This is a genomic window from Mesocryomonas fontinalis, from assembly GCF_055730125.2.
The window spans coordinates 205,596-231,761 of sequence record NZ_JBUZWG020000003.1 but is presented as its reverse complement, the minus strand read 5'-3'; the positions used below and the strand labels follow the sequence as shown (position 1 = coordinate 231,761).

Annotated in this window: 22 protein-coding genes and 1 pseudogene; 6 read left to right on the top strand and 17 right to left on the bottom strand. The window is 67.7% G+C overall.

Annotation, left to right across the window (positions count from 1 at the left end):
- Window positions 1–120 precede the first annotated feature (120 nt).
- Window positions 121–588: pseudogene (locus ACZL02_RS09205) on the top strand (flavin reductase family protein); the annotation flags it as partial.
- A 213-nt stretch (window positions 589–801) separates the two neighbouring features.
- Window positions 802–1,782: an asparaginase gene (locus ACZL02_RS09200; protein ID WP_472937320.1), complete on the top strand. Its 981-nt coding sequence runs from the start codon at window positions 802–804 to the stop codon at window positions 1,780–1,782.
- 52 nt (window positions 1,783–1,834) lie between these two features.
- On the opposite strand, the gene ACZL02_RS09195 is transcribed toward ACZL02_RS09200, so the two are convergent.
- Complete coding sequence (locus ACZL02_RS09195) at window positions 1,835–3,190, bottom strand: LLM class flavin-dependent oxidoreductase (protein WP_472937321.1); 1,356 nt, start codon at window positions 3,188–3,190, stop codon at window positions 1,835–1,837.
- A 356-nt stretch (window positions 3,191–3,546) separates the two neighbouring features.
- Here ACZL02_RS09195 and ACZL02_RS09190 point away from each other — a divergent pair, with 356 nt between their 5' ends.
- On the top strand, window positions 3,547–4,116 hold the full coding sequence (locus ACZL02_RS09190; RefSeq protein ID WP_472937322.1) for a DUF4142 domain-containing protein: 570 nt from the start codon (window positions 3,547–3,549) through the stop codon (window positions 4,114–4,116).
- A 109-nt stretch (window positions 4,117–4,225) separates the two neighbouring features.
- Here ACZL02_RS09190 and ACZL02_RS09185 read toward each other — a convergent pair whose 3' ends face one another.
- Both ACZL02_RS09185 and ACZL02_RS09180 read right to left on the bottom strand, forming a co-directional pair.
- Entirely contained in the window at window positions 4,226–4,387 is a 162-nt protein-coding gene (locus ACZL02_RS09185) for a Thivi_2564 family membrane protein (protein WP_472934029.1), read from the bottom strand.
- Window positions 4,388–4,566: 179 nt separating this feature from the next.
- Window positions 4,567–5,034: a MarR family winged helix-turn-helix transcriptional regulator gene (locus ACZL02_RS09180; protein ID WP_472937323.1), complete on the bottom strand. Its 468-nt coding sequence runs from the start codon at window positions 5,032–5,034 to the stop codon at window positions 4,567–4,569.
- Window positions 5,035–5,234: 200 nt separating this feature from the next.
- On the opposite strand from ACZL02_RS09180, the gene ACZL02_RS09175 reads away from it, so the two are divergent.
- Entirely contained in the window at window positions 5,235–5,660 is a 426-nt protein-coding gene (locus tag ACZL02_RS09175) for an organic hydroperoxide resistance protein (RefSeq protein WP_472937324.1), read from the top strand.
- A 212-nt stretch (window positions 5,661–5,872) separates the two neighbouring features.
- Here ACZL02_RS09175 and ACZL02_RS09170 read toward each other — a convergent pair whose 3' ends face one another.
- Entirely contained in the window at window positions 5,873–7,003 is a 1,131-nt protein-coding gene (locus tag ACZL02_RS09170) for a hypothetical protein (protein ID WP_472937325.1), read from the bottom strand.
- Between the two features lie 329 nt (window positions 7,004–7,332).
- Window positions 7,333–8,913 (bottom strand): hypothetical protein, encoded by a 1,581-nt coding sequence (locus tag ACZL02_RS09165; protein ID WP_472937326.1) that lies wholly within the window; start codon window positions 8,911–8,913, stop codon window positions 7,333–7,335.
- Window positions 8,914–9,164: 251 nt separating this feature from the next.
- On the opposite strand from ACZL02_RS09165, the gene ACZL02_RS09160 reads away from it, so the two are divergent.
- A complete protein-coding gene (locus ACZL02_RS09160) occupies window positions 9,165–11,408 on the top strand; it encodes a glycoside hydrolase family 3 N-terminal domain-containing protein (protein ID WP_472937327.1) in 2,244 nt (747 codons plus the stop codon).
- A gap of 64 nt (window positions 11,409–11,472) precedes the next feature.
- Here the strand turns inward: ACZL02_RS09160 and ACZL02_RS09155 are convergent, their stop codons facing one another.
- The 12 genes from ACZL02_RS09155 to ACZL02_RS09100 all read right to left on the bottom strand — a co-directional run bounded on the left by ACZL02_RS09155 (window position 11,473) and on the right by ACZL02_RS09100 (window position 23,825).
- Entirely contained in the window at window positions 11,473–13,122 is a 1,650-nt protein-coding gene (locus ACZL02_RS09155) for a dihydroxyacetone kinase subunit DhaK (RefSeq protein ID WP_472937328.1), read from the bottom strand.
- A gap of 153 nt (window positions 13,123–13,275) precedes the next feature.
- Window positions 13,276–14,160, bottom strand: a complete 885-nt coding sequence (locus ACZL02_RS09150) for a sugar phosphate isomerase/epimerase family protein (RefSeq protein WP_472937329.1) — start codon at window positions 14,158–14,160, stop codon at window positions 13,276–13,278.
- A 134-nt stretch (window positions 14,161–14,294) separates the two neighbouring features.
- Window positions 14,295–15,404 carry a CobW family GTP-binding protein gene (locus ACZL02_RS09145; RefSeq protein WP_472937330.1) on the bottom strand — a complete coding sequence of 370 codons (1,110 nt, stop codon included), beginning with the start codon at window positions 15,402–15,404 and terminating at the stop codon, window positions 14,295–14,297.
- On the bottom strand, window positions 15,401–15,727 hold the full coding sequence (locus ACZL02_RS09140) for a hypothetical protein (protein ID WP_472937331.1): 327 nt from the start codon (window positions 15,725–15,727) through the stop codon (window positions 15,401–15,403). The genes ACZL02_RS09145 and ACZL02_RS09140 overlap by 4 nt, the downstream gene beginning before the upstream one ends.
- A 58-nt stretch (window positions 15,728–15,785) precedes the next feature.
- Window positions 15,786–16,661, bottom strand: a complete 876-nt coding sequence (locus tag ACZL02_RS09135; protein WP_472937332.1) for a polysaccharide deacetylase family protein — start codon at window positions 16,659–16,661, stop codon at window positions 15,786–15,788.
- Between the two features lie 112 nt (window positions 16,662–16,773).
- Window positions 16,774–17,718, bottom strand: coding sequence for a carbohydrate kinase family protein (locus ACZL02_RS09130; protein ID WP_472937333.1), 945 nt, complete (start codon window positions 17,716–17,718; stop codon window positions 16,774–16,776).
- 10 nt (window positions 17,719–17,728) lie between these two features.
- Window positions 17,729–18,817: an ABC transporter ATP-binding protein gene (locus ACZL02_RS09125; protein ID WP_472937334.1), complete on the bottom strand. Its 1,089-nt coding sequence runs from the start codon at window positions 18,815–18,817 to the stop codon at window positions 17,729–17,731.
- Between the two features lies 1 nt (window position 18,818).
- Entirely contained in the window at window positions 18,819–19,895 is a 1,077-nt protein-coding gene (locus tag ACZL02_RS09120; protein WP_472937335.1) for an ABC transporter ATP-binding protein, read from the bottom strand.
- Window positions 19,896–19,900: 5 nt separating this feature from the next.
- Window positions 19,901–20,185, bottom strand: coding sequence for a hypothetical protein (locus tag ACZL02_RS09115; protein WP_472937336.1), 285 nt, complete (start codon window positions 20,183–20,185; stop codon window positions 19,901–19,903).
- A 4-nt stretch (window positions 20,186–20,189) separates the two neighbouring features.
- On the bottom strand, window positions 20,190–21,017 hold the full coding sequence (locus ACZL02_RS09110; RefSeq protein ID WP_472937337.1) for a carbohydrate ABC transporter permease: 828 nt from the start codon (window positions 21,015–21,017) through the stop codon (window positions 20,190–20,192).
- Window positions 21,018–21,021: 4 nt separating this feature from the next.
- Window positions 21,022–21,930, bottom strand: coding sequence for a carbohydrate ABC transporter permease (locus ACZL02_RS09105; protein ID WP_472937338.1), 909 nt, complete (start codon window positions 21,928–21,930; stop codon window positions 21,022–21,024).
- Window positions 21,931–22,340: 410 nt separating this feature from the next.
- On the bottom strand, window positions 22,341–23,825 hold the full coding sequence (locus ACZL02_RS09100; RefSeq protein ID WP_472937339.1) for an ABC transporter substrate-binding protein: 1,485 nt from the start codon (window positions 23,823–23,825) through the stop codon (window positions 22,341–22,343).
- A 164-nt stretch (window positions 23,826–23,989) separates the two neighbouring features.
- Between ACZL02_RS09100 and ACZL02_RS09095 the strand changes: the two genes are divergently transcribed.
- Window positions 23,990–26,122 (top strand): bifunctional sugar-binding transcriptional regulator/dihydroxyacetone kinase subunit DhaK, encoded by a 2,133-nt coding sequence (locus ACZL02_RS09095; RefSeq protein WP_472937340.1) that lies wholly within the window; start codon window positions 23,990–23,992, stop codon window positions 26,120–26,122.
- The last annotated feature ends 44 nt before the right edge of the window (window positions 26,123–26,166 follow it).

The window sequence follows — 26,166 nt, the reverse complement described above, 5'->3', positions numbered from 1 at the left end:
GTCTGCCCGGCGACCGGTCTTATGGTATAGCCCCGTCCTGATGGCGCGTCTGGCGCGGTCCCCGTTGCGGAGTGTGGACGGCGTTCGCGCAGACGGGCTGCGGCGCGACGAGGAGACGGCATGACGAGTTTCGACCGACGCGCCTTGCGCCATGCCTTCGGCGCCTTCAGCACCGGCGTCACCGTGGTGACCGCGCGCAATGGCGAGGGACGGCCGATCGGCTTTACCGCCAACTCCTTCGCCTCGGTCTCGCTCGATCCGCCGCTTCTCCTGGTATGCCTTGCCAAAACTTCGCGCAATCTCGAGGCGATGATGAAGGCCGAGCGGTTCGCCGTGAACATCCTGTCAGAGGCGCAGGAGGACGTGTCCAACGCCTTTGCCCGGCCGGTCGACGATCGCTTCGCCGCGGTCGTATGGCATGATGGACCTGCGGGATCGCCGGTCTTTCCCGCTGCGGCCGCTTGGTTCGACTGCGCCATGGAGCAGACGGTGGAGGCGGGCGACCACGTGATCCTGATCGGCCGCGTGCTCGACTTCCAGGACAGCGACCGGAACGGTCTCGGCTATGCCCGCGGGCGCTATTTCTCGCTGGCGCCGGTGGCCGGGGACGAGAAGACATCGGTAGACGTCGAGGCGGGGGGCACGCGGCGTTGAAGGACGTACCATCGTCGGGGTGAAGACCGGGCGAAAACGGCTGGAATGTCGCGCGCCGATGTCGTGTCGCCGGACGCGCTGTGGCAAGAGAGCCGCCATCGGAACCGGCGCAGACGATCGACGGCCGCGCAGATCGGGAGCAACCCCATGAAGAAGATCGTTCTCATCACCACCGGCGGCACCATCGCCTCGCGGGCAGCGACCGAGGGCGGTGACGTCGTCGCCGGTGTTTCGGGCGACCGGCTGCGCGCATCCCTCCACGATCCGCTGGACGGCATCGCGCTTGCCGTCGACGATTTCTGCAGCGTCGGCAGCTTCGCCATCGACCTGCCACTCGCTTTCTCCCTTGCGCAGCGGATCCGCACCCATCTCGCCGGCGAAGACTGCGATGGCGTGGTGGTGGCGCACGGCACCGACACGATGGAGGAGAGCGCCTACCTCGCGGACCTCCTGGTGGAAGGCGACAAGCCGGTGGTGTTCACCGGCGCCCAGCGCAATGCGGGCATGCCCGATACCGACGGCCCGCGGAACCTTGCCAGCGCCATCCGCGTCGCCGCCTCCGATGCCGCCCGGGGCCTCGGGGTGGTGATCTCTTTCGAGGAGGAGTTCCACGCGGCGCGGGACGTCACCAAGACGCACACCTCGCGGGTCGACACCTTCCGCTCGGGCGAGCACGGCAAGCTGGGCGAGACCGACGACGGCACTGTGATCGTCCACCGCCGCCCAACGCAGCGTTTCCACTATGCGCCGGAGCGGATCGAGACCGAGGTCGAGCTGGTCAAGATGGTGATGGGCGCTGGCGACCGCTATGTCCGCTTCGCCGCCGGCGACGGGGCGAAGGCGATCGTGCTGGAGGGTTTCGGCATCGGCAACACGACGCCCTCGATTACCGCGGCGGTCGCCGATATCATCGCGGCCGGCCTGCCGGTGATCATTACCTCGCGCTGCCCGCAAGGCCGGGTGCGCCCGGTCTACGGCGCCGGTGGCGGCAAGGATCTGGCGCGCGCCGGCGCGATCTTCGCCGGCGACCTCAGCGGCCCCAAGGCCCGGATTGCCGTAGCGGTGCTGCTCGGCGCGGGCTTCCAGGGGCAGGCGCTGGCGGCGGAGATCGAGCGGCTGGGAATGTAGGCGTTCGGCCGCAACGGCGCGCGAGGGCCTGCGTGCGCCGGCGCCCCCTGCCTCAGCCCTTTGCACCCCGCGCGGCCGCGTAGCGGTTGACGGGCACGGACAGGCCGAGGTTGTCGCGGAGCGTCGGGCCCTCGTATTCCTCGCGAAACAGGCCGCGGCGGCGAAGTTCCGGCAGGACGAGCTCGGTGAAGTCGGTGAGGCTCGCGGGCAGCGTCGGGAACATCAGGATGAAGCCGTCGGCGGCCTTGGTCTCGAACCATTCCTGCATGAAGTCGGAAATCTCGGTCGGCGTGCCGGTGATGCCGTTGCCGGTGTGCTTCTCGGCATAGTGCCGGATCAGCTCGCCGACGGTATGGCCCTGGGTGACGAAGTCGACGAGTTCGTCGAACAGCGCGCGCGAGCCGCGCGGCTTCTCCGGCAGGCGGTCCATCGGGAAGGGCTGGTCGAGCGGAACGCCGTGAAGGTCCGCCTCGAGGAACTCGGCGAGCATCGCGCGGCCGACGTCGGGGTGCAGCTTGTCGAGCATGAAGTCGACCTTTGCCTGCGCTTCTTCCCGCGTGGCGCCGACGTTGATGACGACGCCGGGCATGATCTTGAGGTCGTCGGGCTCGCGGCCATAGGCGGCCATGCGGCCCTTGACGTTGGCGTAGAAGGCTCTGCTCCGGTCGATGTTGGAGGCGAGGCTGAAGACGATCTCGGCGGTGCGGGCGGCGAGTTCCATGCCGGCCTCCGAGCCGCCGGCCTGCGCGATCACCGGCCGGCCCTGCGGCGAGGCGGCGATGTTCAGCGGCCCGCGCACCTGGAAGTGCGGGCCCTTGTGGTTCAGCGTATGGTGCTTGTCCTTGTCGTAGTAGACGCCGGACTCGCGGTCGAGCAGCAGCGCATCCTTCTCGAAACTGTCCCAGAGGCCGAACACCACGTCGACGAACTCCACCGCCCGCTCGTAGCGCTGGGCATGCGGGTCGAGACCCTCGCGGTTGAAGTTGTAGCCGGTCTCGTTGTGGTCGGAGGTGACGACATTCCAGCAGACCCGGCCCTGGCTGAGATGGTCGATCGAGGCAAACAGCCGGGCGACGTTGTAGGGCTCGTAATAGCTGGTCGAGACGGTGCCGACGAGGCCGAGACGCTCGGTGCTGACCGCCAGCGCCGACAGGAGCGTCATCGGCTCGAAGCGGTTCATCTTGGTCGGCTGGCGGGCGAGGGCGTCGGGGTCGCCCACCGCGGCCGCCGCCGAGTCGGCGAGGAACATGAAGTCGAACTTCGCCGCTTCCGAGAGCTTTGCAACGTTGAGGAGGTGCGAGAAAGCGTTGGCGCCGTGGACGTCACTGTCGGGATGCAGCCAGCCGGCGGGGTGGAAGCCGAAGGTGTAGACGAAGGTGCCAAGTTTCAGCTGATCGGTTCTGGCCAATTTCATTCCTTGCGCAGGCTGTCGTTGTCGCCGCTCGCTCGGGAGGGAGCGAGCGAGACCGGCGGGTCGGTCGCAGTATCGACCGAAGCCGCGTGGTCGCAAGCCTCGCCTGGGAAAATATCCGGTAGAGGCCGAGCAGCCGACGGTGCAGCCGGGCAAGCGGAACGGCGCGGCAGGTGCTTTATGAGACCGCTGCCTCCATCGGTCCGTCGCTTCGAAGCGGGCCTTCGAAACTCGTTGTCGCGAGGTCGCGCAGTGTTCTGTATCGCCGACTTGACACTATCTCGTCCAAATGGCGGAACGGTTCGGGGCGGTCTCGACTTCGTCCCTCATTGATTTGTCCGAAGGAGACCCCCGTGTCCCGCATCCGCCTGTTCCTCCTTACAAGCTTGGTTCTAGCGCTTCCGCTGCCGGCGCTCGCCCAGTCCGGTGCGGGCTCGGCGACGCCGACCGTGCCGCAGAGCCAGCTGGCGCCCGTGCCGGCCTTTTCGCCCTACGCCTTTGTCGCCACCGCGGCGGCGCTTAACGAGTTCGAGATCGCCGCTGCCAAGATCGCGGTGGTGCGGGCCAGCGATGCCGAGGTCAGGTCGTTCGCCGAGGCGATGGTCGCCGACCACAGCGCGGCGCAGACGGCGATGATCGCGGCGGCCAAAGCCGACACGGTGGAGATCGCCAAGCCGAGCATGGACGGCGAGCAGGACGGAATGCTGGCAAAGCTTCGGCCGGCGGAGGGCCCGGCGTTCGACCGGCTCTATGTCGAGACCCAGGTCGTCGCGCATCAGCGGGCGGTCGCGCTGTTCGAAGGCTATCAGGATGGCAAGACCAATTTGCATGGTTTCACGCAGCAGACGCTGCCGGTGCTGAAGCAGCATCTGGAGAAGATCATCGCCTTGGCAAACCGCCTGAAGGTGCCAGTGCAAGGCTAGTTCCGGGGCTGGCCGCAAGTCGGCAAGCCAGTTTTCTGAGTGCAAGAAAAAGGCCGCCCGGTTTCCCGGACGACCTTTTTCGTTGCGGCAGAGTGCTGACCGCCCAGCCTTAGAAGACCGCGATATATTTCAGCAGCGAGATGATGCCGATGACGATGACGACCAGCTGAATGATCTGACGGATACGGCCTTCGATCGGGAGGCGCTGCACCAGCCAGAGGATCAGGACGATCACGAGGAAGGTGATCAGAATGCTCACGAGAATGTTCATGGTCGTCTCCGTACTAACAATGACCGGTACCAATGCAACTGCATTGCTCCCCTAACATTCTCGTTGGCTTGCCGTTCCCGAAATATGGCAATTTCGTGAAGCATGGCCGCGTGCCCGCCGCGCGAGGCCATCGGCTACTCCGTCTGCCGCCTGCCGACCCCGGCAAGCCGCTGTCGCTATCATACGGGCGGGGGCGGCGGTGAGGGTAGCGACGCCGCGACGGCATCGCGGAAAGCCCGCACCTCTTCCTTGAAGACGAGCAGTCGCTCGAGCGATAGGCCGGATGCCGCCAGAAGGGTCTCGCTGAGGCAGGTGCAGCGCTGGCGCAGCGCGCGTCCGGCGTCGGTGAGGCTGACCACAACCTGCCGCTCGTTGCGCGGGTTGCGCTGGCGCACGAGGAGGCCTGCCGACTCCATCCGCTTCGCCAGGGGCGTGATCGTGCTGGGCTCCAGCGCCAGCCGGTCGGCGATCTCGCCGATCGCCTGGCCGTCGCGGTCCCAGAGCGCTGCCAGCACGAGGTATTGCGGGTAGGTGATTCCGAGCTGGTCGAGCAGCGGTTTGTAGGCCCGGTTGACCGCCATGGCGGCGCCGTAGAGGGCGAAGCAGAGATGATCGTCGAGCTGGAGGTCTGGTGGAAGCTTGGCCATGTCGTCTTTCCCGAATGTCAGACCATCCTAGCACAATCAAAGAATTATCGCGATAAATCTTATCTCGGTGGTCGGCGCGCTAGACAGCGGCAGCGGATCGCGGTAGACATTGCTTATCGCACCAAATGTTTCCGCGATAATTGTGCTGGCGCCGATGGGAATGTTCCGATCGACCCGCAGCCCACCACGAGGAGATGACCATGCCTGTGAACGTGATCTACAAGACCACCGCGACCGCCACCGGTGGCCGTGACGGCTCCGCGAAGTCCGATGACGGTTCGGTCGACGTGAAGCTGGTGGTGCCGAAGGAGATGGGCGGCCCGGGCGGCGAGGGTGCCAATCCCGAGAAGCTGTTCGCCGCCGGCTATTCCGCTTGCTTCCTCGGCGCGATGAAGGCCGTCTCCGGCAAGGTCGGCGTCAAGGTTCCGAACGACGCCACGGTCACCGCCGAAGTTGGCTTCGGCCCGCGCTCGGAAGGCGGCTTCGGCATCACTGCGGCGCTGACGGCGACCTTGCCGGGCGTTGAGCGCGAGGCCGGCGAGCGCCTGATGCAGGCGGCGCATGAGGTCTGCCCCTATTCGAACGCCACGCGCGGCAATGTTGACGTCGGCCTGACGCTCGCCTGATAGCTGCTGTTCCGGCCTCCGGAACTTTCGGCCATGCTGGTCCCTGTCGGGGTCGGCATTGCCGTTTTCGTATTCGTGCAGAAGGGGTTGGGGCCGTTTTCGCAAGCGCCTGCCGTCTTGCCCCGTCGGCTGGGCTCTGACCGCGCGCTAGGTCCTGGCTTTTGCACTAGGCGTCGACGCGGCTTTCGAGGACGGGTTGGGACGATCCGCAGCTACTGGGCGGCGACCGGTAAGATGGTTCGGGTCGTCCACTGACCCGCTGCGGCGGCGGTTTCCGGTCCGGCCGTCAGGTAGGTGAAGTCGAACCCGTGGCGCGTGTCGGAGCCGAGCACGTATTGCCGGTGGATCCGCAGGAAATTGCCGCGCATCTTCCGGTAGCGCTCGGGCGAGACCATCTTCCGGATCCGCATGAAGACAATGCGCGCCGGCCGCGCACCGGGATGGCCCGCCGCCCGCACGACATCACTGCGATAGAAGCTGACGGGATCGACGAGGCATTGGACGTCGATCCACTCGAGGTTCTCCTGCCGGGCGATGGTGCCCACCCGCGCGCGCATCTGGTCGGCGCCGCTGACGAGCGCACATTGCAGCACCGCGCCGCCCATGGTCACGAAGACGACGCGCTTGCCGTCGAAGAGGCCCGGTTCCTTTTCCAGCAAGGAGCCGATCACCTGCACGGCGATGTTGGCGCCCATGCTGTGGGCGGTGATGACGTATTCGTCCGCTTCGCCCTCGAAGGCGGCCCGCGCTGCCCGCACGAGACCTTGCAGCCAGTCCTGCGATACCCGGTCCAGCGGGCCGGCCATCATCAGCGCGAACTTCCAGTTGGCCAGGAGCAGCGGCACGTGCATGCGCCGCAACAGCGGCCGCCAGACCTTGAACAGCGCGACGATCGCCAAGAGCGCAACCACCGCTCCGGCAAGGTGGCCGAAGCGCGCGGCGAGAAGGACGGCGGCGAAGCTGATGGCCGCTACCGCCGCGATCAGCGCGAACGGAAACAGGAAGAACAGTCCGAAACGCCAGGCGCAGAGGAAGTAGCGGTGCGTTCCGCCGCGCAAGGTGACGGCCGCCGCGCTGGTCAGGCCCGACGCCAGGCGGCGCCACACCGGTCGTCTCGAGAGGAGGCTCACCATGGCGTGGTGATCGAGGAGATGGATGCGGCTGGTGACGGTTCCCGACGCTGTCGCGCAGTCGACACCGAAGACCGCGTCCCCGTTCTGCCGTTCGAGCGGGTGCACCGTGAGGTCCAGTCCCCAGGGTCTCGCACTCAGGGCCGCCGCGCGGCGGTAGCGCTCGTGGTGCTCGGCGGCGGTCAGCGGCTCGAAGCCCGGGAAATGCAGCACCACCCGCGACCGGATCTGTCCGGGCGCGTCCGTAGCGACGCGTCCGCGATCATCCGCGACGGCGGACGCCGACGGTTCATCGAGGCAGCCGGCAGTGGATACGGGACGCGGTACGGCTGGGGGACGCGGCAACAAAGGGCAGGGCCTCGATAGGATCGGCGGCACTGCCGGCATCATGCGACGGCAGGCGGGGAAGGCAGATTGCAAGGCCGGCAGCGGCACGGTCACCGCCGCCGGCGAAAGGACCGTGCCTTTGACGGCGCCTTATGGGCTTTCTCATGGCTGCACCCGGAGCAGCTACCCCGACGTCTGCGCCGGCAGGCCCCCGATCAAGGCTGCGCGGTGAGTTCGGTCGAGCCCGTCTTCGCAGCGGCAACGACGGCCTGGACGGGGTTGTCGGCCGTCACCGGGGCCCCGACGGTCGGCTCCAGGAGACGGCCATAGGGCGCACCGTCGGCGGTGTAGCTGTCGCGAACGACATCGGCTGAAAGCGTCGGGCCGGGATCGGGGAAGCGGTGCAGCCAGATGTCGACATCGCCTTTGGGCTGGGACGCCAAGGTCAGCACGATCTGGCTGGCATCGGCGCGGACGGCCGAAATTGCCAGTGGGGTCGACGTCTTGCCGGCCGGATAGGCGGTGAAGCGCGAGGCCGGATTGCCGGTCAGCCGCAGCTTGCCGCTGCCCGGCGGCATGTCGACCGCGAGGGTGATCGCCGCCCCCGCCATCGTGGCGGAGCGGATGACCGGGCCGGCCGACAGGGAATTGCGGGTCCGCAGCGCCGTGAAGGCGCGGCTCAGGCCAAAACCATAGGCCGGATTGCCGGTGGCGGCATGGTGGACGGTGTCGTTCGCCATCATGTCGATGTCCCAGCCCTCGTAGTAGGCGCCGCCGAGTTCTGCGGCCAGCCGCCGCTCGGCTGCCTGCTGCGCCTCGACGGCGCTGGCGCCATGTCGGTCGTTGGCCCGGCGGACGGTCGTCGAGGTCATCACCAGCTCGGTGTTGCGCCCCCAGACCGGGTTGAAGCGGTCCTGTAGGTCGCGGATGATCGTGCGTTTCATCTTGATGAACGCTTCCGGATCGGTGGCAGCGCCGAGGTCCGAGCCACCGATGTACTGGTCCATCGCCTCGAAGCCGCCGGCGAGCTCGACCTGGGCGATCAGGCCGGGATAGTTGGTGCCGGTCGCCGGCAGCCAGGAGGCGACGACCGAGTTGTCGACCGCATGCGCGACCACGCCGACGGCGACGCGGTTGGCGAGACCCTCCATGTAGAGAAAGGGGTTGAGGCCGAGCGCGTTCTTCGGGATTTCGGCCCATTTGCCGTGGCGGAGATACGCCGAGGTCGCGGGTGCGAGAACCGGCGGCGTGCCCGCCGCGGTCATGAACTGGTTCGCCTGGCTCTGGCCCCAGTGAACGATGAGGCGTCCCATCATTACCGGGCTGCGGCCGAGCTGCACCTGCGCATCGTCGCGGTTGCAGCGGAGATCGACGAGATACCGCTTCTGGTCGGCCGGAACGCCCTGGCAGGAAACGAAGGCGCCCGAGGAAGCGACGTGGATCGGCGCGGGCGTCCATCGCGTCAGCGCCGGGTTGCCCTCGGCCATCGCATCGCGCAACCGGCATTCGACGAGGCGCGCACCGGCGGTCATCGTGACGGGAACGGCGATCGTGCCCTCGCCCTCGCCGGCGGCACCGCCCGTCTTGGTGCTGCGCTGGTAGACGCGGTACGGCGTCAGCTGCGCCATCGTCAGCACGGGCTCGGCCGCCCGGCGCGCGGCACCGTCGCGGGTCCACGGGATCGTCGTCATGGAGATGACACCGGTTGCGGGCGCTGCCGGCGCTGGCTTGATCGGCAAGGCGAGCGCCAAGGCAGCGGAGAGGCAGGCGATCAGAGACCGGGGACGGGCTGGCATCGACATCGTTCCCTTGGTGAACCGGGGGCGGCATCGCATTATGCCGTGATAGTCAGGCCCGCGAACTTGCGTCGTTCTGGGTTAACAATCACCTAAAATGCTGCAACGCATGATGATGAGCGCGGACCTGTTGCCGAGCGGGCACGGAGCGTGCAGTGAAGCGGGCGCTCCGCCATCGGGTCGGCGTCTTCCTGCCGCACCCCTCCCGGCGCCTGCTTCGAGCCGATCCCGCAACCAACGCAGTCTTGCTCATGGCCCGTCACCCCTCCCGCCGCGACGTCCTGCAAGGTACCGCCGCCTTGGCGGGACTTTCGCTGCTGGCCTTGCCGGCGCGCGCTACGCCGGTAACCTCCGACCGCATCGCCGGGCTGCTGGACGAGATGACGCTCAAGGAGAAGGCCGGCCAGCTCTCCTGCTTCTCCGACCAGATCCGACCGAGCGGCGTCGCCTTCAATCCGGACCTGCCGGTGGGCGGCGCCGCCGAGCAGCTCGCCCGGATCCGCCGCGGCGAAATCGGCATGCTGTTCAACGGCGTCGGCGTTGCGGGCGCCCGGGTCGCGCAACGGGCGGCAGCCGAGGAGTCGCGGCTGCGGATTCCGCTGATCTTTGCCGCCGACGTCATCCATGGCCTCCGGACGATCTACCCGCTGCCGCTGGCCGAGGCCTGCGCCTTCGATCCGGCGCTGGCCGAGCGAACGGCGCGCGCTGCGGCGGAAGAGGCGACGGCGCTCGGCATCCACTGGACCTTCGCGCCGATGGTCGACGTCGCGCGGGACCAGCGCTGGGGACGGGTGGCGGAGGGCTCGGGCGAGGATGTCTACCTCGGCGCCCGGCTGGCGGCGGCAAGGGTCCGGGGTTTCCAGGGGACGCGGCTTTCCAGCCCGGACAGCCTTGCGGCCTGCGCCAAGCACTTTGCCGCCTATGGCGCAGTGTCCGGCGGCATGGAATACAACTTTACCGAGATCTCGCCGGGGACGCTGCGCGAGGTGCACCTGCCGCCGTTCCAGGCGGCGGTCGATGCGGGGGTCGCGACCATCATGTCGGCGTTGAACGATGTCGACGGCGTCCCGTCCTCCGGCAATGCCCGGCTGCTGACTGGCCTTCTGCGCGGCGAGTGGAGCTTCGCCGGCCTGGTGGTCGGCGATTACGGGGCCGACGAGGACCTGATGGGGCACGGCTATGCCGCCGATGGGCGCGATGCCGCGGGCAAGGCGTTCCTTGCCGGCATGGACATGTCGATGCAGTCGGATCTCTTCAACCGCTGGCTGCCGAACCTGGTCGAGACCGGGGTGGTGCCGATGGCGCGTCTCGACGAAGCGGTGCGCCGGGTGCTCGCGCTGAAGGAGGCGGTCGGCCTGTTCGACGATCCCTACCGCTCGATCGACGACGAGGCTGAGCGCAGCCGCGTAGGCACGCCGGCGCACCGTCGTCTCAGCCGCGAGGCCGGGGGGCGGTCGATCGTCCTGTTGAAGAACCAGGACGACCTTCTGCCGCTCGGCCCCCAGCCGGGGCGCATCGCGCTGATCGGGCCTTTCGGCGAGGACCGCGACAACGTCGTCGGCACCTGGGCTTTCATGGCGGACCGCAACCTCAACGTCTCGATCGCCGACGGCCTCCGCGCCCGCGGGCTGGAGATCGACGTCGTCCGCGGCTCCGGCGTCGAGGAGCCGGTCGATGGCGGCATCGCCGAAGCCGTCGCGGCTGCCCGCTCCGCCGATCTGGTGCTGCTGGCGATCGGCGAGAGCCAGTGGATGTCGGGCGAGGCGCAGTCGCGCACCGATATCGCGGTCCCGGCGGCGCAGATGGCGCTGGTGGAGGCGGTGGCCGCCGTCAATCCGCGGCTCGTCGTCCTGCTGCGGCATGGAAGGGCGCTCGCCCTTTCAGGCGCCGTTGAGGCAGCGCCGGCGATTCTCGCGACCTGGTTCCTGGGCTCGGAGAGCGGCCATGCCATCGCCGACGTGCTGTTCGGCACCGTCAATCCCTCCGGCAAGCTGTCCGTCAGCTTCCCCCGGGAGATCGGCCAGCAGCCGTTCTTCTACGACCACAAGACGACGGGCCGCCCCGCAAACCCGGCCGGCCCGCAGGAGTACCGCGCGCGCTACCGGGAGACCCGCAACGAGGCGCTTTACCCTTTCGGGCACGGTCTCACCTATTCCCGCTTCGTCATCGGCGACATCGACGTCCCCGATCGGATGGGCGACAGCCTCACGGTGACGGCGGTCGTCACCAATCGAGGGTCCCGGGCAGGGGCCGAGGTGGTGCAGCTCTACATCCGCGACCGCGTCGCCAGCCGCACGCGCCCGGTGCGGCAGCTGAAGGGCTTTCAGCGGGTCGCCCTCGAGCCCGGCCAGTCGGCGCCCGTTCGCTTTGTCCTGACGCGCGACGATCTGCGCTTCTGGGGCGGAGACGGCTGGATCGTCGAGCCCGGCAACTTCGACCTCTGGGTCGCCACCAGTTCCGCCAATGGCGAGCTCAGAAGTTTCACCCTCGACTGAAGAGGGCACCCTCGATGACGCCGGCGCGAAGGGCGCTGGGGTCTGCGCCGGCTTCTTCAGTCCATTACTTGGGCAACGCGTCCGCCAGGCGCTCGAACAGGCGTGCGATCGCCTCGGCGCCGGGATCGGCCGTGCCGATGAGGTTCTGTGCCGGGACGTAGGCGGAGCGTCCGGCTTTCGCCTTACCGAGCGCCGCCGTGCCGTCGGCGCCCTTCCGGGCAGCTGCGGCAGCGTAGGCGAGCGTGCCGCCCGACGTCAGCACGGCGAGGGCCGGCGCAAGCGCGTCGATCATCGTGCGATCGCCGACGCTTGCGCCGCCATAGTCCTGCATCCGCTGAAGCCCTGCCGCGAAAGCGCCGGGCCAATCGGGTTGCGCGGCAAACGCGCTGCCGGCGGCGGTGAAGAAGGTCGCGAGCAGCACGCCACTGCTCCCGCCGGCCGCGCGCGCCAGAAGATCGCCGATCGCGCCGAGGAGGAACGCGCCGTCCGCCAGCGGCAGCGCGTCGATCTGCTGCGCCACGGAGGCGGCCGCGGCGGCGAAGGTCGTGCCGGTGTCCCCATCGCCGACCTTGGCGTCGAGCCCGTCGATCTCGCCGGCGATCTCCTGGAAAAGCGACGCCGACAGCGTGATCGCTTGGCGCGCCAGCGGATCGTCCGATGCGGCGACCGCCTGCGGACTGCCGATCGACGGGGCCGCGATGACGATCGGCCGCGCGAACGGCCGTGCCGCCAGCCAGCCGGCGCTGCTGGAGGACGCGAGCAGAGCCTCCCGCCTGGCATCGTCGAGGATAAGGGCGGACAGCGAGAAGCCGTGCATGTCGAGCGCCGTCATCAGCGGACCGGGTCCGACGACGTAGTCGGTCATGCCGGCCAGCGGCGAGCGCGCCACGGCTTGCATCACCACGGCCATTTCGATCGGCGGCACCGTGCCGAGCGCGTTGACCATCAGCGCAATGCGCGCGTCCTTCGGCAGCGTTGCGAGGATCCGGCTGGCGACGTCGGCCACCAGCACGTCGGCGGTGGCGAAGTCGATCGTCTGGCTGCCGGGCTCGCCGTGGATGCCGAGGCCGAGCTCGGCCTTGCCTGCGGCGATGCGCTCGGCTGGCTCGGCGCCGGGCATGCTGCAACTCGTCAGCGAGAGCCCGAGCGAGCGGACATGGTCGGCCGCATCCCGTGCCCGCGCCGCGACCTCGGCCAGCGGCAGGCCGCTGGCCGCCGCCGAACCCGCGAGCTTGTGCACGAAGAGCGTGCCGGCGATGCCGCGCGGCTGCGGCGCATCGGGCAGTGCGATGTCGTCGCCGACGATCACCATCTCGACGGCGAGCCCCATGGCGCGGGCTTTCTCGGCGGCGAGGCCGAAGTTCAGCCGGTCGCCGGTATAGTTCTTGACGATCAGGAGGCAGCCCGGCGCGCCGGTGACGGCGGTGATCGCCGACAGCACGGCATCGACGCTCGGCGAGGCGAAGAGTTCGCCGCAGACCGCGGCCGTGAGGAGCCCCTCGCCGACGAAGCCTGCATGCGCAGGCTCATGGCCCGAGCCGCCGCCCGAGACGAGGGCGACGCGGCTTTTGTCCCAGCCTTCGCGCAGCACGACCTTGATGTCGGGAAAGGCGTCCAGGCGGCAAAGGCCGACCGCCGCCGATGACATCAGGAAGCCGTCGATCGCGTCGGTGACGATGGTCTGGCGGCTGTTGAGGAAGCTTTTCAGGGGCATTGAAACGGCCTTCGCAGGAGGGGTACCCACCGGGGCCGCCGCGCCCACCCGCCGGGCGGGCCGCACCGGCCTGGCATTCATCGACCGTGATCAAGCCCGAGCGGCCGGCATTGCGCGAGATGCCGCGGAAGGGCAGGCGAAGGCGTGGCGCCGTCAGGGACGGCGGACGGTTTCCCGGCGGCGTTCGGCCTCCGTGCGTCGGATGTCGATGAACGCCTTGGCGTGGCGGGCGAGCGCCCTTTCGTCCGTCCAGGTGTTGCGCCAGACCGCGCAGGCGACCGCCATGGCGGGGTCGACGACCGCGTTGGAGAAGGACTCGAAAGTGATGTCGCCGGCATAGCCGATGTCGAGCAGCGCATCGAAGATCCCGTCGAAATCGATGACGCCGTCGCCGAGATGGCCGCGATTGCTCTCGCCGATGTGCAGGTAGCCGAGCCTGTCGCCTGCGAGGCGAATGGCCGCGGCCTGATTGGCCTCCTCGATGTTCATGTGGAAGGTGTCGAGGTGCAGCCGCAGCGTCTCGGAGCCGGTGGCGGCGATGAAGTCGAGGCCTTGCGCCGCGGTGTTGAGGAGGTTCGTCTCGAAGCGGTTGGCCACTTCCAGCACCAGGCGGACGCCGGCCGCATCGGCGAGATCCGCGGTTCTCGCGATGGCCGCGATGGCGTTGCGGCGGCCGGCCAGGCTCGGCTGGGCGGCGTATTTCCGGTGCGCGGAATAGAGGATGCCGCCGAGCGTCGTGCCACCGAGGTCGCGCACGGTCGCGACCACGTCGGCAAGGAGGGCCTCGCCCCGCTGCACCGCGTCCGGATCCTCGCTTGAGACGTCGCACTGTTCCGGCAGGCCGAGGGACACGGCAATGCCGAGGTCGAGCGAGGCCGCTCGCCGGGCAAGGCGGTCGAGGTCGAAACGGTCCGCCGGGAGATAGGCCAGCTCGATCAGCCGGAAGCCGCATTCGGCCGAAGCCTCCATCGCCTTCTCGACATCTTCCTGGGTGGATCCGGCTGTCCAGCAGCACGAATGGATTCCGAGGCGACGCATGCACCCTCCGAAAAATCATTAAGATTGATGAATGCGACAGAGGCCTGCGGCGGCCCAAAGTCAAGGTCCTGCCCGCGGTTGCCAGCGGTGCTGCTCGACCGTCGGGCGCTGTGCTGCCGCAAGCTCGGGACGGTCTAAACGGCCACCGCGACGCCGCTGGCCCGCGACGGCGGGACGAGCGCCGCGAAGGCTTCGAGCGAGGCGCGGATGGCGCTTTCCGTAAGACCGTCGACGATGAAGACGAGGCGCGAACTGCGGTCCTCGCTCGGCCAGGCCGCCATGTGCACGGGCGGATGGACGAGGTGTTGTACGCCGTGCACGGCGACTGGCCGGTCCTCCCCGACAAGGTTGAGGATCGCCTTCACCCGCAGCACGGACTTGCCGTGACGGTTGAGCAGCATGGTCAGCCAGATGCCGAAGCTCGTCCAGTCGAGCGGCCCCGCGACGGTCAGCGCGAAGGCGTGAATGCTATCGCCGTGGCGGTTCGCATCATGATGGTGGTGCGCGGGGTGCGCGTGATCCGCGGCGCCGTGCGCGTGATCCGCGGCGTCATGTGCGGTTGCGGGGTGAGGGGGGCCGGCGAAATGGTCGGCATGCCCATGGCCGGCGTGAAGCGGAGCCTCTCTTGGCGCCGGCGATGCCACGTCCTCGACCATCAGGAAGGCGGCGGTCCAGTCGGACGCGTGCGCATCGAGGAGCACGGCCGCCGGGTTCATTGCGGTGAGGCGCGCGGCGAGGCGATCGCTGTCGGCCGGCGAGACGAGGTCGGTCTTGCTCAGCACCAGCCGGTCGGCGCTGGCGATCTGGCGGGCGCATTCGGGATAGCGCGCGAGCTGGCCCTCGGCGTTCACCGCGTCGACCAGCGTCACGACATTGCCGAGGGTGAAGTGGTGGCTGAGGACGGGATCGGCGCGGACGGTGGAGAGGATCGGGAACGGGTCGGCAAGGCCCGTGCTCTCGATCACCAGCCGGTCGAAAGCGGGGACAAGCCCCTGCTCACGCTTGGAGAAAAGGTCGCGGATCGCCGCCGACAGCTCGCCGCGGATGGTGCAGCAGACGCAGCCGGACTGCAGCAGAACCGTGGTCTCGTCGATCCGCTCGATCAGGTGGTGGTCGAGCCCGACCTCGCCGAACTCGTTGATCAGCACCGCGGCACCGGCGAGCGAGGCGTCCTGCAGCAGTCGCCGCAGCAGCGTCGTCTTGCCGGCGCCGAGGAAGCCGGTGACGAGGTTGACCGGGATCATGCGGCCGGCTTCAGGCGGGCGAGGAAATCGGGGTCGAGCGGGTCGAAGCTGCGACCGGAGAGGCGCTCGGCCGCCGGCCAGAGATGCGCCAGCGTCTCGATCACCTCGGTCTTGCCGGTCGCGGTCGAGAGCAGGTAGGCGCGCCCCTGCCAGTCCGTCAGGCTGAGGCGGTACGCAGCCAGCACGGCGTTGGCGACGCGGATGCGCCGCGCGCGCTCCAGCCGGCGGGTGCGCTGAGCATCGTTGCGCGAGAACACGCCGGGCCGCGCGACCGCGTCGCTCCAGTGGTTCTCAACGCCGAGGACACCGCATAACGAGCACATTGCCTTGCCTTTCGAGAGGAACGACCGGGCGACGGACGCCCGGCCGGGACGCCAATCCCTAGCGCGGGAAGCGCCGCGCGTAGTCGTCTGCCATCTCGTCCATGGTGACGAAGCGCACGCCCTCGTGGCCCTTGATGTATTCGAACAGCCGCTCCAGCATCAACAGCACCTGCGGACGCCCTGACACGTCGGGATGGATGGTGATCGGGAACACCGCATAGTCCATCTCGCGGTAGACCCAGTCGAACTGGTCCTTCCAGATCTGCTCGATGTCGCGCGGGTTGACGAAGCCGTGGCTGTTCGGCGCCTTCTTGATGAACATCATCGGCGGCAGGTCGTCGAGATACCAGTTGGCGGGGATCTCGATGAGGTCGGTCTCGTGCCCCCTTTGCAGCGGCACCATCCAGTCGGACGGCTTGCCGGCATAGTCGATCTTGGTCCAGCTATCGCCGACGCGCACCCGGTACGGCGTGAAGTCGTCGTGCATCAGCGAGTGGTCGTACTTGATGCCGCGCTCGAGCAGTATTTCGTTGGTGACGGTCGAGAACTCCCACCAGGGGGCGACATAGCCGGTCGGCCGCTTGCCCGAGAGCTTGGTGACGAGCTCGATGCACTTGTCGAGCACCTCGATCTCCTGCTCGCGGGTCATCGCGATCGGGTTCTCGTGGGTATAGCCGTGGATGCCGATCTCGTGGCCGGCGTCGGCGACGGCCTGCATCTGTTTCGGGAAGGTCTCGATCGAGTGGCCGGGGATGAACCAGGTGGTCTTGATCCCGAAGCGCTCGAACAGCTTCAGCAGGCGCATGGAGCCGACCTCGCCGGCGAACAGGCCGCGCGAGATGTCGTCGGGCGAATCCTCGCCACCATAGGAGCCGAGCCAACCGGCGACCGCGTCGACGTCGACCCCGAAGCCGCAAAGAATCTCTTTTGCCATGACGGTCTCCCTTTGATGCCCTGCTCTGCGCCTGTTGTCGCCGGCGACGATAACCGAGCATCGTCCGGGCGCAAGGGCGGCAACGCGGCGATCACCAGGATGCGTCACTTCCTCAGGCCGAGGCGAGCCAGGCGGACACCTTCTCCTGTGTGTGCGCGAAGGACTTCACGCCGGCATCCGAGCCGAGGCCGCTGGCGACGAGGGCGGCGACGCCTTGTGCGAAGCGGACGCCGTCCTCCGGGTTCATCTGGTGGTGCAGGGCGGTGATGAAGCCGGCATCGAAGGCGTCGCCGCAGCCCGTCGTGTCGACCACGTCGATCCTGTAGGCCGGCACCTTCAGCCGCGTGCCGTCGGTGCTGGCGTAGTAGGCGCCGTCGCCCCCGAGCGTGAAGACGCAGGTTCGCGCGCCCTGGTCGAGGTAGAAGGCGGCGCAGTCCTCCGGGCCGGTCTGGCCGGACATATCCTGCGCCTCCTCGATCGAGGGCATGAAGTAGTCGATGTAGGGCAGCAGCGGCAGGACCAGCCCGGCGGTCTCGGCGCTGGCGGCGATGAGGTCGAAGGTCACCGTGCAGCCGCGGCGTTTTGCCTCCTTCAGGAGCGTGACGCTCCGCGCCCCGTCGAGGGTGCGCAGCAGGCCGGTGCCGCCGAGATGGACGATCGGTGCGTCGAAGACCTGGTCGTAGGCGCTCGGGGCGAGATCGAAATGATCGGAGGCGCCGCGCTGGTGAAGCGCCGGCCGGTCGCCGTTCGGGCGCACGTTGAGGATCGTCGCCGAGGTCGGCACGCCGTCGAGCCGCTGCATGGCCGAGGTGTCGATGCCGAGCCTTGCCATCGCGCCGAGGACGAAGTCCGCCTTCTCGTCATTGCCGACGGCGCCGACGGCGAGGCTGTTCAGCCCGAGCTTGGCGGTGTTGACGACGACGCCGCCGGCGGTGCCGGCGACGGTCAGCCGGATTTCCTCGATGAACTCGACATTGCCGCGGTCGGGGATGCGGGTGACCGGGCGGCCGAGCACGTCGAGGATGTAGAGGCCGATGACGGAGACGTCGTAGCGCATGGGTGATCTCTCAAGCGGGGAATCGTCGGCCATCGGCGAACAGCATCAGCCGATCGCGGGGGACCGAGAGGTGGACGGTGCCGCCGAGCTCGGCAGGCGGGCGGCGCTCGGTGTTGACCTTGATCTCCGTGACGGCGCCGGCACTGTCGCTGGCGCCGATGCGGGCCTTGGTGAGATAGCGGCCGGCAATGCCGATCGCCTGGTCGACGAGGGTCGCCGGCACGCTGCCCGGCGAGGCCGCGCCGTCCATGCGCACGAGCTCGGGGCGGATGCCGACGGTGATCTTTGCCGCCCGCGGCAGGTTGCCGGGCGCCGGCAGCGGCTGGCCGAGGATCGGCGCGTGGACCTCGCCGTTCCGCACGGTCGCGGCGATGAAGTTCATGCCGGGATTGCCAAGGAACCAGCCGCCGAACTCAGAGGTCGGCTCGTTGTAGAGCACCTGCGGCCGGTCGTACTGCAGGATGCGGCCGTCCTTCATCAGGGCGATGCGGTCGGCGAGCGTCATCGCCTCGGTCTGGTCGTGGGTGACGTAGACGATGGTCTGCCGCAGCCGCTGGGTAACCAGCTTGAAGGCGCGGATCAGCTGGAGTTTCGCGTTGACCTCGACGTTCGTCGTCGGCTCGTCGAACAGTACGATCTGCGACTGGCGGGCGACGGCGCGGCCGACGGCGACCTTCTGCCGGGAGCCGGCGTCGAGGTCCTCGATGAAGGCGCCGGCGAGCGGGCGGATGTCGAGGACGTCGAGCACCTCGTCGACCCGGCGCTGGCGCTCGGTGGCGGAGACGCCGCGGTCGTAAAGCATCGGCAGGCCGATGTTCTCGGCGACCGAGAGCGTCGGGTACATCACCGGGTACTGGAAAACCATGCCGACATCGCGCTTGCGCGGCGGCAGCCGGGTGACATCGCGGCCGCCGAACAGGATGCGGCCCGTTGTCGGCCTCTCCAAGCCGGCCAGCATGCGCATCAAGGTGGTCTTGCCGCAGCCGGAGGGGCCGAGCAGGCACGCCACCTCGCCATCGGCGAAGCGCATGTCGATATCGTCAACCGCGGTGAAGGCGCCGAAGCGCTTGGTGACGTGCTCGATGACGATCTCGGCCATGTCAGGCGGTCCTCTCGTCGCGGCGGCGGCCGGTGGCGCCGTCGAAGAGCATGATGTCGGCGGGATCGACGTTGAGCGTCATGGCATCACCGAGCTGCGGCGGCACGGCGCCCGACAGCGGCAGCGTCGCGGTCAGCGGGAAGCCGCCGGCATCGAGATAGACCACCGCCTCGCCGCCGAGGTTTTCGACCAGCGTGACGCGGGCCTCGATCGTGAGCGCCCCGCCGGGCCCGGTGGGGCGAGAAACGAGGCGCACCGCTTCCGGGCGAAGGCCGGCGATCACCGCGCCGTCGGCAGTGGCCGCGGTAAAGCGCAAGGGTCCGGCCTCGACCGTCCCGCCGGCGGCCTTTCCGGGGATCAGGTTGGCGTGCGGAAATCCGATGAGGTCGAGCGCCCGAGCGTGGGCCGGCCGGTCGTAAACGGCGATCGCCGTATCGTGCTGGACGACGCGGCCCTCGTCGATCACGACGAGCCGCTGCGCCATGGTCAGCGCCTCCAGGCTGTCGGACGTCGCATAAAGGAAGGTCGCCTTCAGTTCCTGGCGCAGGCTCTTCAGCTCCTCCATCAGCCGCTCGCGCAGCTTGTAGTCGAGGCCGACCAGCGGGTCGTCGAGGACGAAGATCTCGGCGTTCTTCAGAAGGCCGCGGGCGACGGCGACGCGCTGCTTTTCGCCGCCCGACAGCTGGTCCGGCGTCTTCTTCAGGAGATGGGTGATCGACAGGATGCCGGCGGTGCGATCGACACGGCTGGCGATCTCGTCCTTCGGCACCTTCGCGAGCGTCAGGGGGTACGCCATGTTCTGGGCCACCGTCTGGTGCGGGTAGAGCGCGAAACTCTGCGGCACGTAGCCGATCGGCCGCTGCGCCGGCGGCGCGACGGTGATGTCGCGTCCACCAAGGATGATGCGGCCGCTGTCCGGCTTTTCCAGGCCGACGAGGATGCGGAACAGTACCGACTTGCCGGCATGCGGCGGGCCGCAGAGGACGGTGAAGCTCTCGGGCTCGACGGTGAGGGTGAAGCCGTCCAGCGCCTTCCTGGCGCCGAAGCTGCGGGTGATCGACTGGAACTCGAGCGACATCGCGGCTACCGGCCCATTTGCGAGAAGTACGGCACCAGAAGGATGCCGACGCCGAAGACCGCCGCGACGACCACGAGCACCTTGGCGATGAAGTAAAGGCTGCGGCCGGTGGAGGCGTCCTTCTTCAGATTGCCGACGGCGATCTGAAGAAGGGTCGAGACGACGAGAATGCCGAGGCCGACCTTGTAGAGGGTGAGGTTGTAGCGCTGGGCGATCAGGAGGATGCCGATCACCAGGCCGAGGATCAGCGTCTTCTCCAGCCGCTCGGGAAAACTGCGTACCTGCTTCATGGCCTCAGACCTCGCCACGAACCGTGCCGAAGGTCATGCCGACGAGCAGGTATTTCTGGAAGATGTAGATGAAGAGGATCGGCGGGATGATGTAGATCGAGGTCATTGCGGAAATGAAGGTCCAGTTGACACCGCCATCGGCATAGGTGCCGACCGCCAGCGCATAGGGAATGTTCTGCGTCGTCACGCCGCCGATGATGAAGTTGAACAGGAACTCGTTCCACACGAAGATCAGGTTGAAGATGAAGGCGGCGATCAGGCCAGGGCGGACCTGCGGCAGCACGACCTTGAAGATGACGTGGAACCAGGACCCGCCATTGACGATGCCGGTCTCGTCGAAGCGGGTCGAGACGCCGTCGAGGAAACCCTTCAGGATCCAGACCGAGAAGGGGATCGAGAACATCGCGTAGAACAGCATCAGCCAGAGGTGCGAATCCTTCCAGCCGAAGGCGACGTACATCAGGAACACCGGCAGGATCACCGCCGGTCCCGGCAGCATCCGGATCGACAGAAGCAGGAACATCAGGAACTCGGTGCCCTTCGGCTTGAAGCGCGAGAAGCAGAAGGCGGCGAGGAACGAGACGAAGACGGCGATGATCACCGCGCCGAGCGACAGCACGATGGAGTTGCCGATCTGCAGGAACAGCGAGTCGCGCTGGAAAAGGGCGACGTAATTCTCGAGCGTCGGCGAGAAGATCAGCTTCGGCGGCATGGCGAGGATATCGGTGCGGGTCTTGAACGAGGCCAGCACGATCCAGGCGATCGGCGCGAAGAAGCAGAGCGAGATCGTCCAGAGGCCGGCGTAGTAGGCCCATTCGCGGATGCGGTTCATCGGCTCAGCCCTCCCGCCGGCGTCGGAGATTGAGAACGAAGATGAAGACGCTGGTCATGGCGATCGAGATCAGCAGCAGCAGCACCGAATAGGCCGACGACCAGCCCATGTTGAAGCTCTCGAAGGCCTGCTTGTTCAGCTCCAGCGCGACCAAGCGGGTCTGCTGGCCGGGTCCGCCCTTGGTCATCGGGATGATCAGGTCGAGCGTCTTGAAGCTGTCGATGGTTCTGAGGAGGATGCCTAGCATCAGGATAAACTTGCCGTGGTGCCAGATTACCAGCGTCAGCCGTCGGAAGAACGGCACCCGGTCGATCTCGGCCGCCTCGAGTTCGGCCGACGGCACCGAGCCGAGGGCGGCCAGCGTCATCAGCGTCATGAACGGCGTCCACATCCAGCAGTCGACCGCCAGCACCGCCCAGAAGGCGATTTTCGGGTTGCCGAGGAAGTCGATCGGGCCGATGTCGAACATTCCGCTGGCCATGGCGTTCAGGACGCCGAAGGTCGGATCGTAGATGAAGCGGAAGAAGGTGCCGGTGGCGACGGGCGTCAGCACCATCGGCGCGAACAGCAGCGTCAGCGCCAGCCGCCGGCCGGGCATCCGCTTCGATCCCCAGAACAGGAAGCCGAGCGCGGCGCCGAGAAGGGTCTGGATGGTGACGCCGAACAGCACGAAGGTGAAGGTGCGCGACAGGTCGTACCAGATGGCGTTCTTGGAATTGAAGATCTGGATGAAGTTGCGGAAGCCGACGAATTCGGGCGGCACGCCGCCGGTCAGCGAGAAATTGTAGAAGGACAGCCCGAGCAGCCAGAGCGTCGGAATGGTGTTGAAGACGATGAAGAAGATCAGCACCGGTGCGAGCAGCGTCGCCACCAGGGTCTTGCGATCGTCGAACAGGCGGGCGAGGCGGGGCATGGGCTTCTCCGTGGACCGGATGCGGCGGCGGGGGTGAGGCGCCGACCGCCGTGGCAGTCCTGCGTAGGCTTTGGTGTGGGCGTCGCGACCGGATGAAGGGCAGCGAGGCTTGCGTTTCTGTGTGCTGCCGGGTGGGCCGCAGGGTCGTGGCGTCGGGCCTCAAGTTCGTCATCCCGGGCTTGACCCGGGATCCATGTCAACCACGGCGATCGACCACGATCCGGTTCAGCACGGCCGCGGCGGGGCGCCGACCGCGAAGATAAGGCGATTTGGAATGGATCCCGGATCAAGTCCGGGATGACGAAACTGAGAGGTGGCTGCCTTGCTTCCGGAGGCCGGAGGCCAGAGGCCTTCGGCAAGCGGGGCACCTCGACCCGCCCGCCCTCGATGTCGCGCTTAGGGATGTCGCGCTACAGCGACGTCATCGCGCATGAATCGCCCGGTGCCGTCTTCGACGTGCCGGAATCGTAGAGGATCTGCTGCTGGGCGCAGGCGATGTAGTCGAGCACCGCCTGCGGGTCGGTCGACTGGCCGGTCACGAAGGAGGAGTAGCCCTCCTGCTGCACGGCCAGCATTTCCGAATATTTCGGGTCGTGCCAGAAATCGCGCGAGCGCCCGTCTTCCAGCATGAACTTGTAGGTGCGGTTCCACGGGTTGATGTCGTTGAAGTCGGCGCGCGACAGCGTCGTCTTGTCGGCCGGGTTGCCGCCGCGCTTGGCAAACTCCAGCGCGGTGTCCGGCTGGTACCACCAGTTCATGAAGTCGATCGCGACCCGCATCTTGGTCTCGTCGTTGAACTTGTTGATCACCCAAGGCTGGCCGCCCATGGAGTAGATCCGCTTGGCGGCCTCTCCGGTGCCGTGCTTGGGCGGCGGCACGACGAGCACCTTGCCCTTCAGCTCCTCGGTGATCATCGCCGGGCCGACGGCGGCCCACTGGATGGTCGAGAACACCTTGCCCTGCACGAAGACGTCGATGCCCTCGGCGATGCCGATATTGGTGGCGCCGGGCGGGGCGTATTTCAGCCAGTCCTTGAAGGCCTGCAGCGAGGCGGCGTTGGTCGGGGTGTTGAGCACGCCCTCGATCTGGCCGGTCGCCGGATCCCAGAGCTCGCCGCCGCGGCTCCAGAGGAAGTTGTTGTAGGCGCAGGTCGCGAAGTCGTAGACGCGGCTGTACTGCTGGGCAAAGCCCCAGCGCTGCTCGTCGGGCCGGGTGAAGAACTCGGCCACCTTCTCGAACTCGTCCATGGTGAGGGCCTCGAAGTCCTCGAAGGTCTGCGGCAGCGGCTTGCCGTACTTGGCCTGGAAGGCCTCCTTCTCCTTCGGGTCCTCCAGCCAGTCCTTGCGCACGAACAGCGCCTCGACGTCGCCCTCCTGCGGCAGGCCCCAGATGTCCTTGCTGCCGTCCGGATAGGTCATGTAGGTGTCGACGACGGTCTTGGAGTACCAGTCGAGCTGCAGGCCCTTGTTGGCCGCGATGACGTCGTTCAGCTGCAGGATCCAGCCGGGCTGGGCGAGCGCGCCGAGCCACTGCGAATCCGAGATGATGATGTTGAATTCCTGGCTCTTGGTGACGAGCGAGGTCGCCGCCTTCTGGAACAGGTCGGAGAACGGCGCTTCCTGGAAGGCGAAGGAGACGGTGTAGCCGTATTTCTCCTTCACGTAGTCGGCGAACAGCGGCGACATCTTCACGCCGAGCGAGGAGGGCACCCAGCCGGCGATGCCGAGGATGTTCATCTCGATCGACTGGCCCTTCAGCGGATGCGCTTCCTGCGCACTCAGCCGGTTGATGAACGGTGCGCTGAGAGCTCCGGACAGTCCGAACGCAGCTGCACCCTTTAAAATTGTGCGGCGCGGCAAGATAATGCCATGCCCAGAATTAGGGACATTCTTCATGAGACCCTCCCAGCGCAACCGCAGTTGCTAACGTTTACGAACGACTTCTTGACGAAGCTCATTTTCACGATTCACCCAGTGCTCTACCGGTGACGGTTGCTGCAGTGCGGTGCCGCGAATAGTTATTGGCGACAATATTCAAATCGGTTACAACAAATGTCAAGATGGCTCGGCGCAATGGTTTCCCCTCACGGCAAAACGACAGCGGAAGGTCTCCCGGCGGGGCCGCTCCGACGGCGAGCGCGTTTCCGAACGCGCCCCGGGAGCGCCGCGCCGCCGAGGTAATTCCGCTGCACTTCCAGGACGATCCGCTGCTCTGGGCCGGCTGGCTCTACGCCGAGGACGGCATGACCCAGAACGACATCGCCGCGGTGATGGGCGTCTCGCGGGCGACGGTGAACAACTATCTCGCCGAGGCCCGAGGGCGCGGCATCGTCACGCTGACGATGGATCCCGCACGCCTCGGCGAGTTCTCGATCGCCGAGGCGCTGAAGCAGCATTTCCGGCTCGACGCCTGCATCGTCATACCCGCCGCCGGTACTGGCCGGCCGCTGATCGAGCGCCTCGGCGTCGCCGGTGCGCGCGTGCTGCGGGGGATGGTCAAGCCCGGCGACAGCATCGGCGTCGCCTGGGGGCGGACGGTGATGGCGGTGGCCCGGTCGATGGCGCCGGTGCAGGTGCCGGACGTCTCGGTGATCCAGGTCACCGGCGGTCTGACCGCGACCTTCGATTTCTCGCCGGAGCTCTGCGTCTCGCGCCTCGCCCAGGCCTTCGGCGCCCGGTCGATCAACATCACCGCGCCGGCCATGGTCTCGAGCCCTGACGTGCGCGAGATCCTGATGGCGGAAACGATCCTCGCCGAGCAGTTCGCCTTGGTGCGGGGCGTCGACAGGCTGTTGTTCGGCGTCTGCACGACCCGGCCGGACAGCCTGATCTACGCGAGCGGCCTGATCACGCCCGAGGACATCGCCGACCCCGTCGCCAGCCGGGCGACGGCGGTGGTGGCCGGGCGGCTGATCGACGACCGCGGCAGACCGATCGCCGGCAAGCTTGACGACCGGACGATCGGGCTTTCTCTGCCGGACATGCTGAAGATCCGCAGCCGCATCGCGGTGGCCGGCGGCGCCGACAAGGTGCCGGCGATCCTCGCCGTGCTGCGCGGGCGCTACGCCAACATCCTGATCACCGATGCGCTGACCGGGCACGGCATCCTGCAGGCGGAGGGCGTGCCGGAGGCGCTCGGCCAGCTGAGGGGGACGCGAAAACTGCAGGCGCTGGGAGGCAATGGCGTGAAGACCAAGAAACTGATCAACGATCCGAAGAATATCATCGAGGAAATGCTGGAGGGCATCGTCACGGCGCATCCAAAGCTCGTACGGCAACTACCGGACGCACCGCGGGCGCTGGTTGCGGTCGACGGACCGCGCAAGGGCAAGGTCGGGATCGTCGTCGGCGGCGGCTCGGGGCATGAGCCGACCTTTCTTGGCTTCGTCGGCAAGGGCCTCGCCGATGCCTGCGCCGTCGGCAACGTCTTCGCCTCACCGCCGCCGGACCCGATTCTGGCCTGCACCAAGGCGGCCGACGGCGGCGCGGGGGTGCTCCACCTCTTCGGCAATTATGCCGGCGACGTCATGAACTTCGAGATGGCCGCGGAGATGGCCGCGATGGAGGACATCGAGGTGCGCACGGTGGTGACCACCGACGACGTCGCCTCGGCGCCGCTCGACCAGCGCGACCAGCGGCGCGGCGTCGCCGGCAACTTCTTCATCTTCAAGGTGGCGGGCGCCGCCGCCGACAGGATGTGGTCGCTCGACGAGGTCGAGCGCGTCGCGCGCAAGGCCAACGACCTGACCTTCACCGTCGGCGTCGCTCTATCGCCTTGCTCGCTGCCGCAGACGCTGCGGCATAATTTCGAGATCGGTGACGGCGAGATGGAGATCGGCATGGGCATCCATGGCGAGCCTGGCATCCGGCGCGAGGCGCTCGGCACCGCCGACGCTGTGACCGACGCGATGCTCGAGCGGATCTTTGCCGAACTGCCGACGGAGAAGGGCGGAAAGGTCGCCGTGCTCGTCAACTCGCTGGGGTCGACGCCGCTGATGGAGCTCTACGTCGTCAACCGCCGCGTCCAGCAGCGGCTGGCGAAACGCGGTATCGCCGTGCACGCAACTTTCGTCGGCGCCTATTGCACCTCGCTGGAAATGGCGGGCATGTCGGTGACGCTGATCCACCTCGACGACGAGTTGACCGCGCTTCTCGACCACCCCTGCGACTGTGCGATGTTCCGTGCGGGATGAGGCCGAGCCTGCGTGGCCCCGGGCTGGAAGCCCGTTCGCCGACC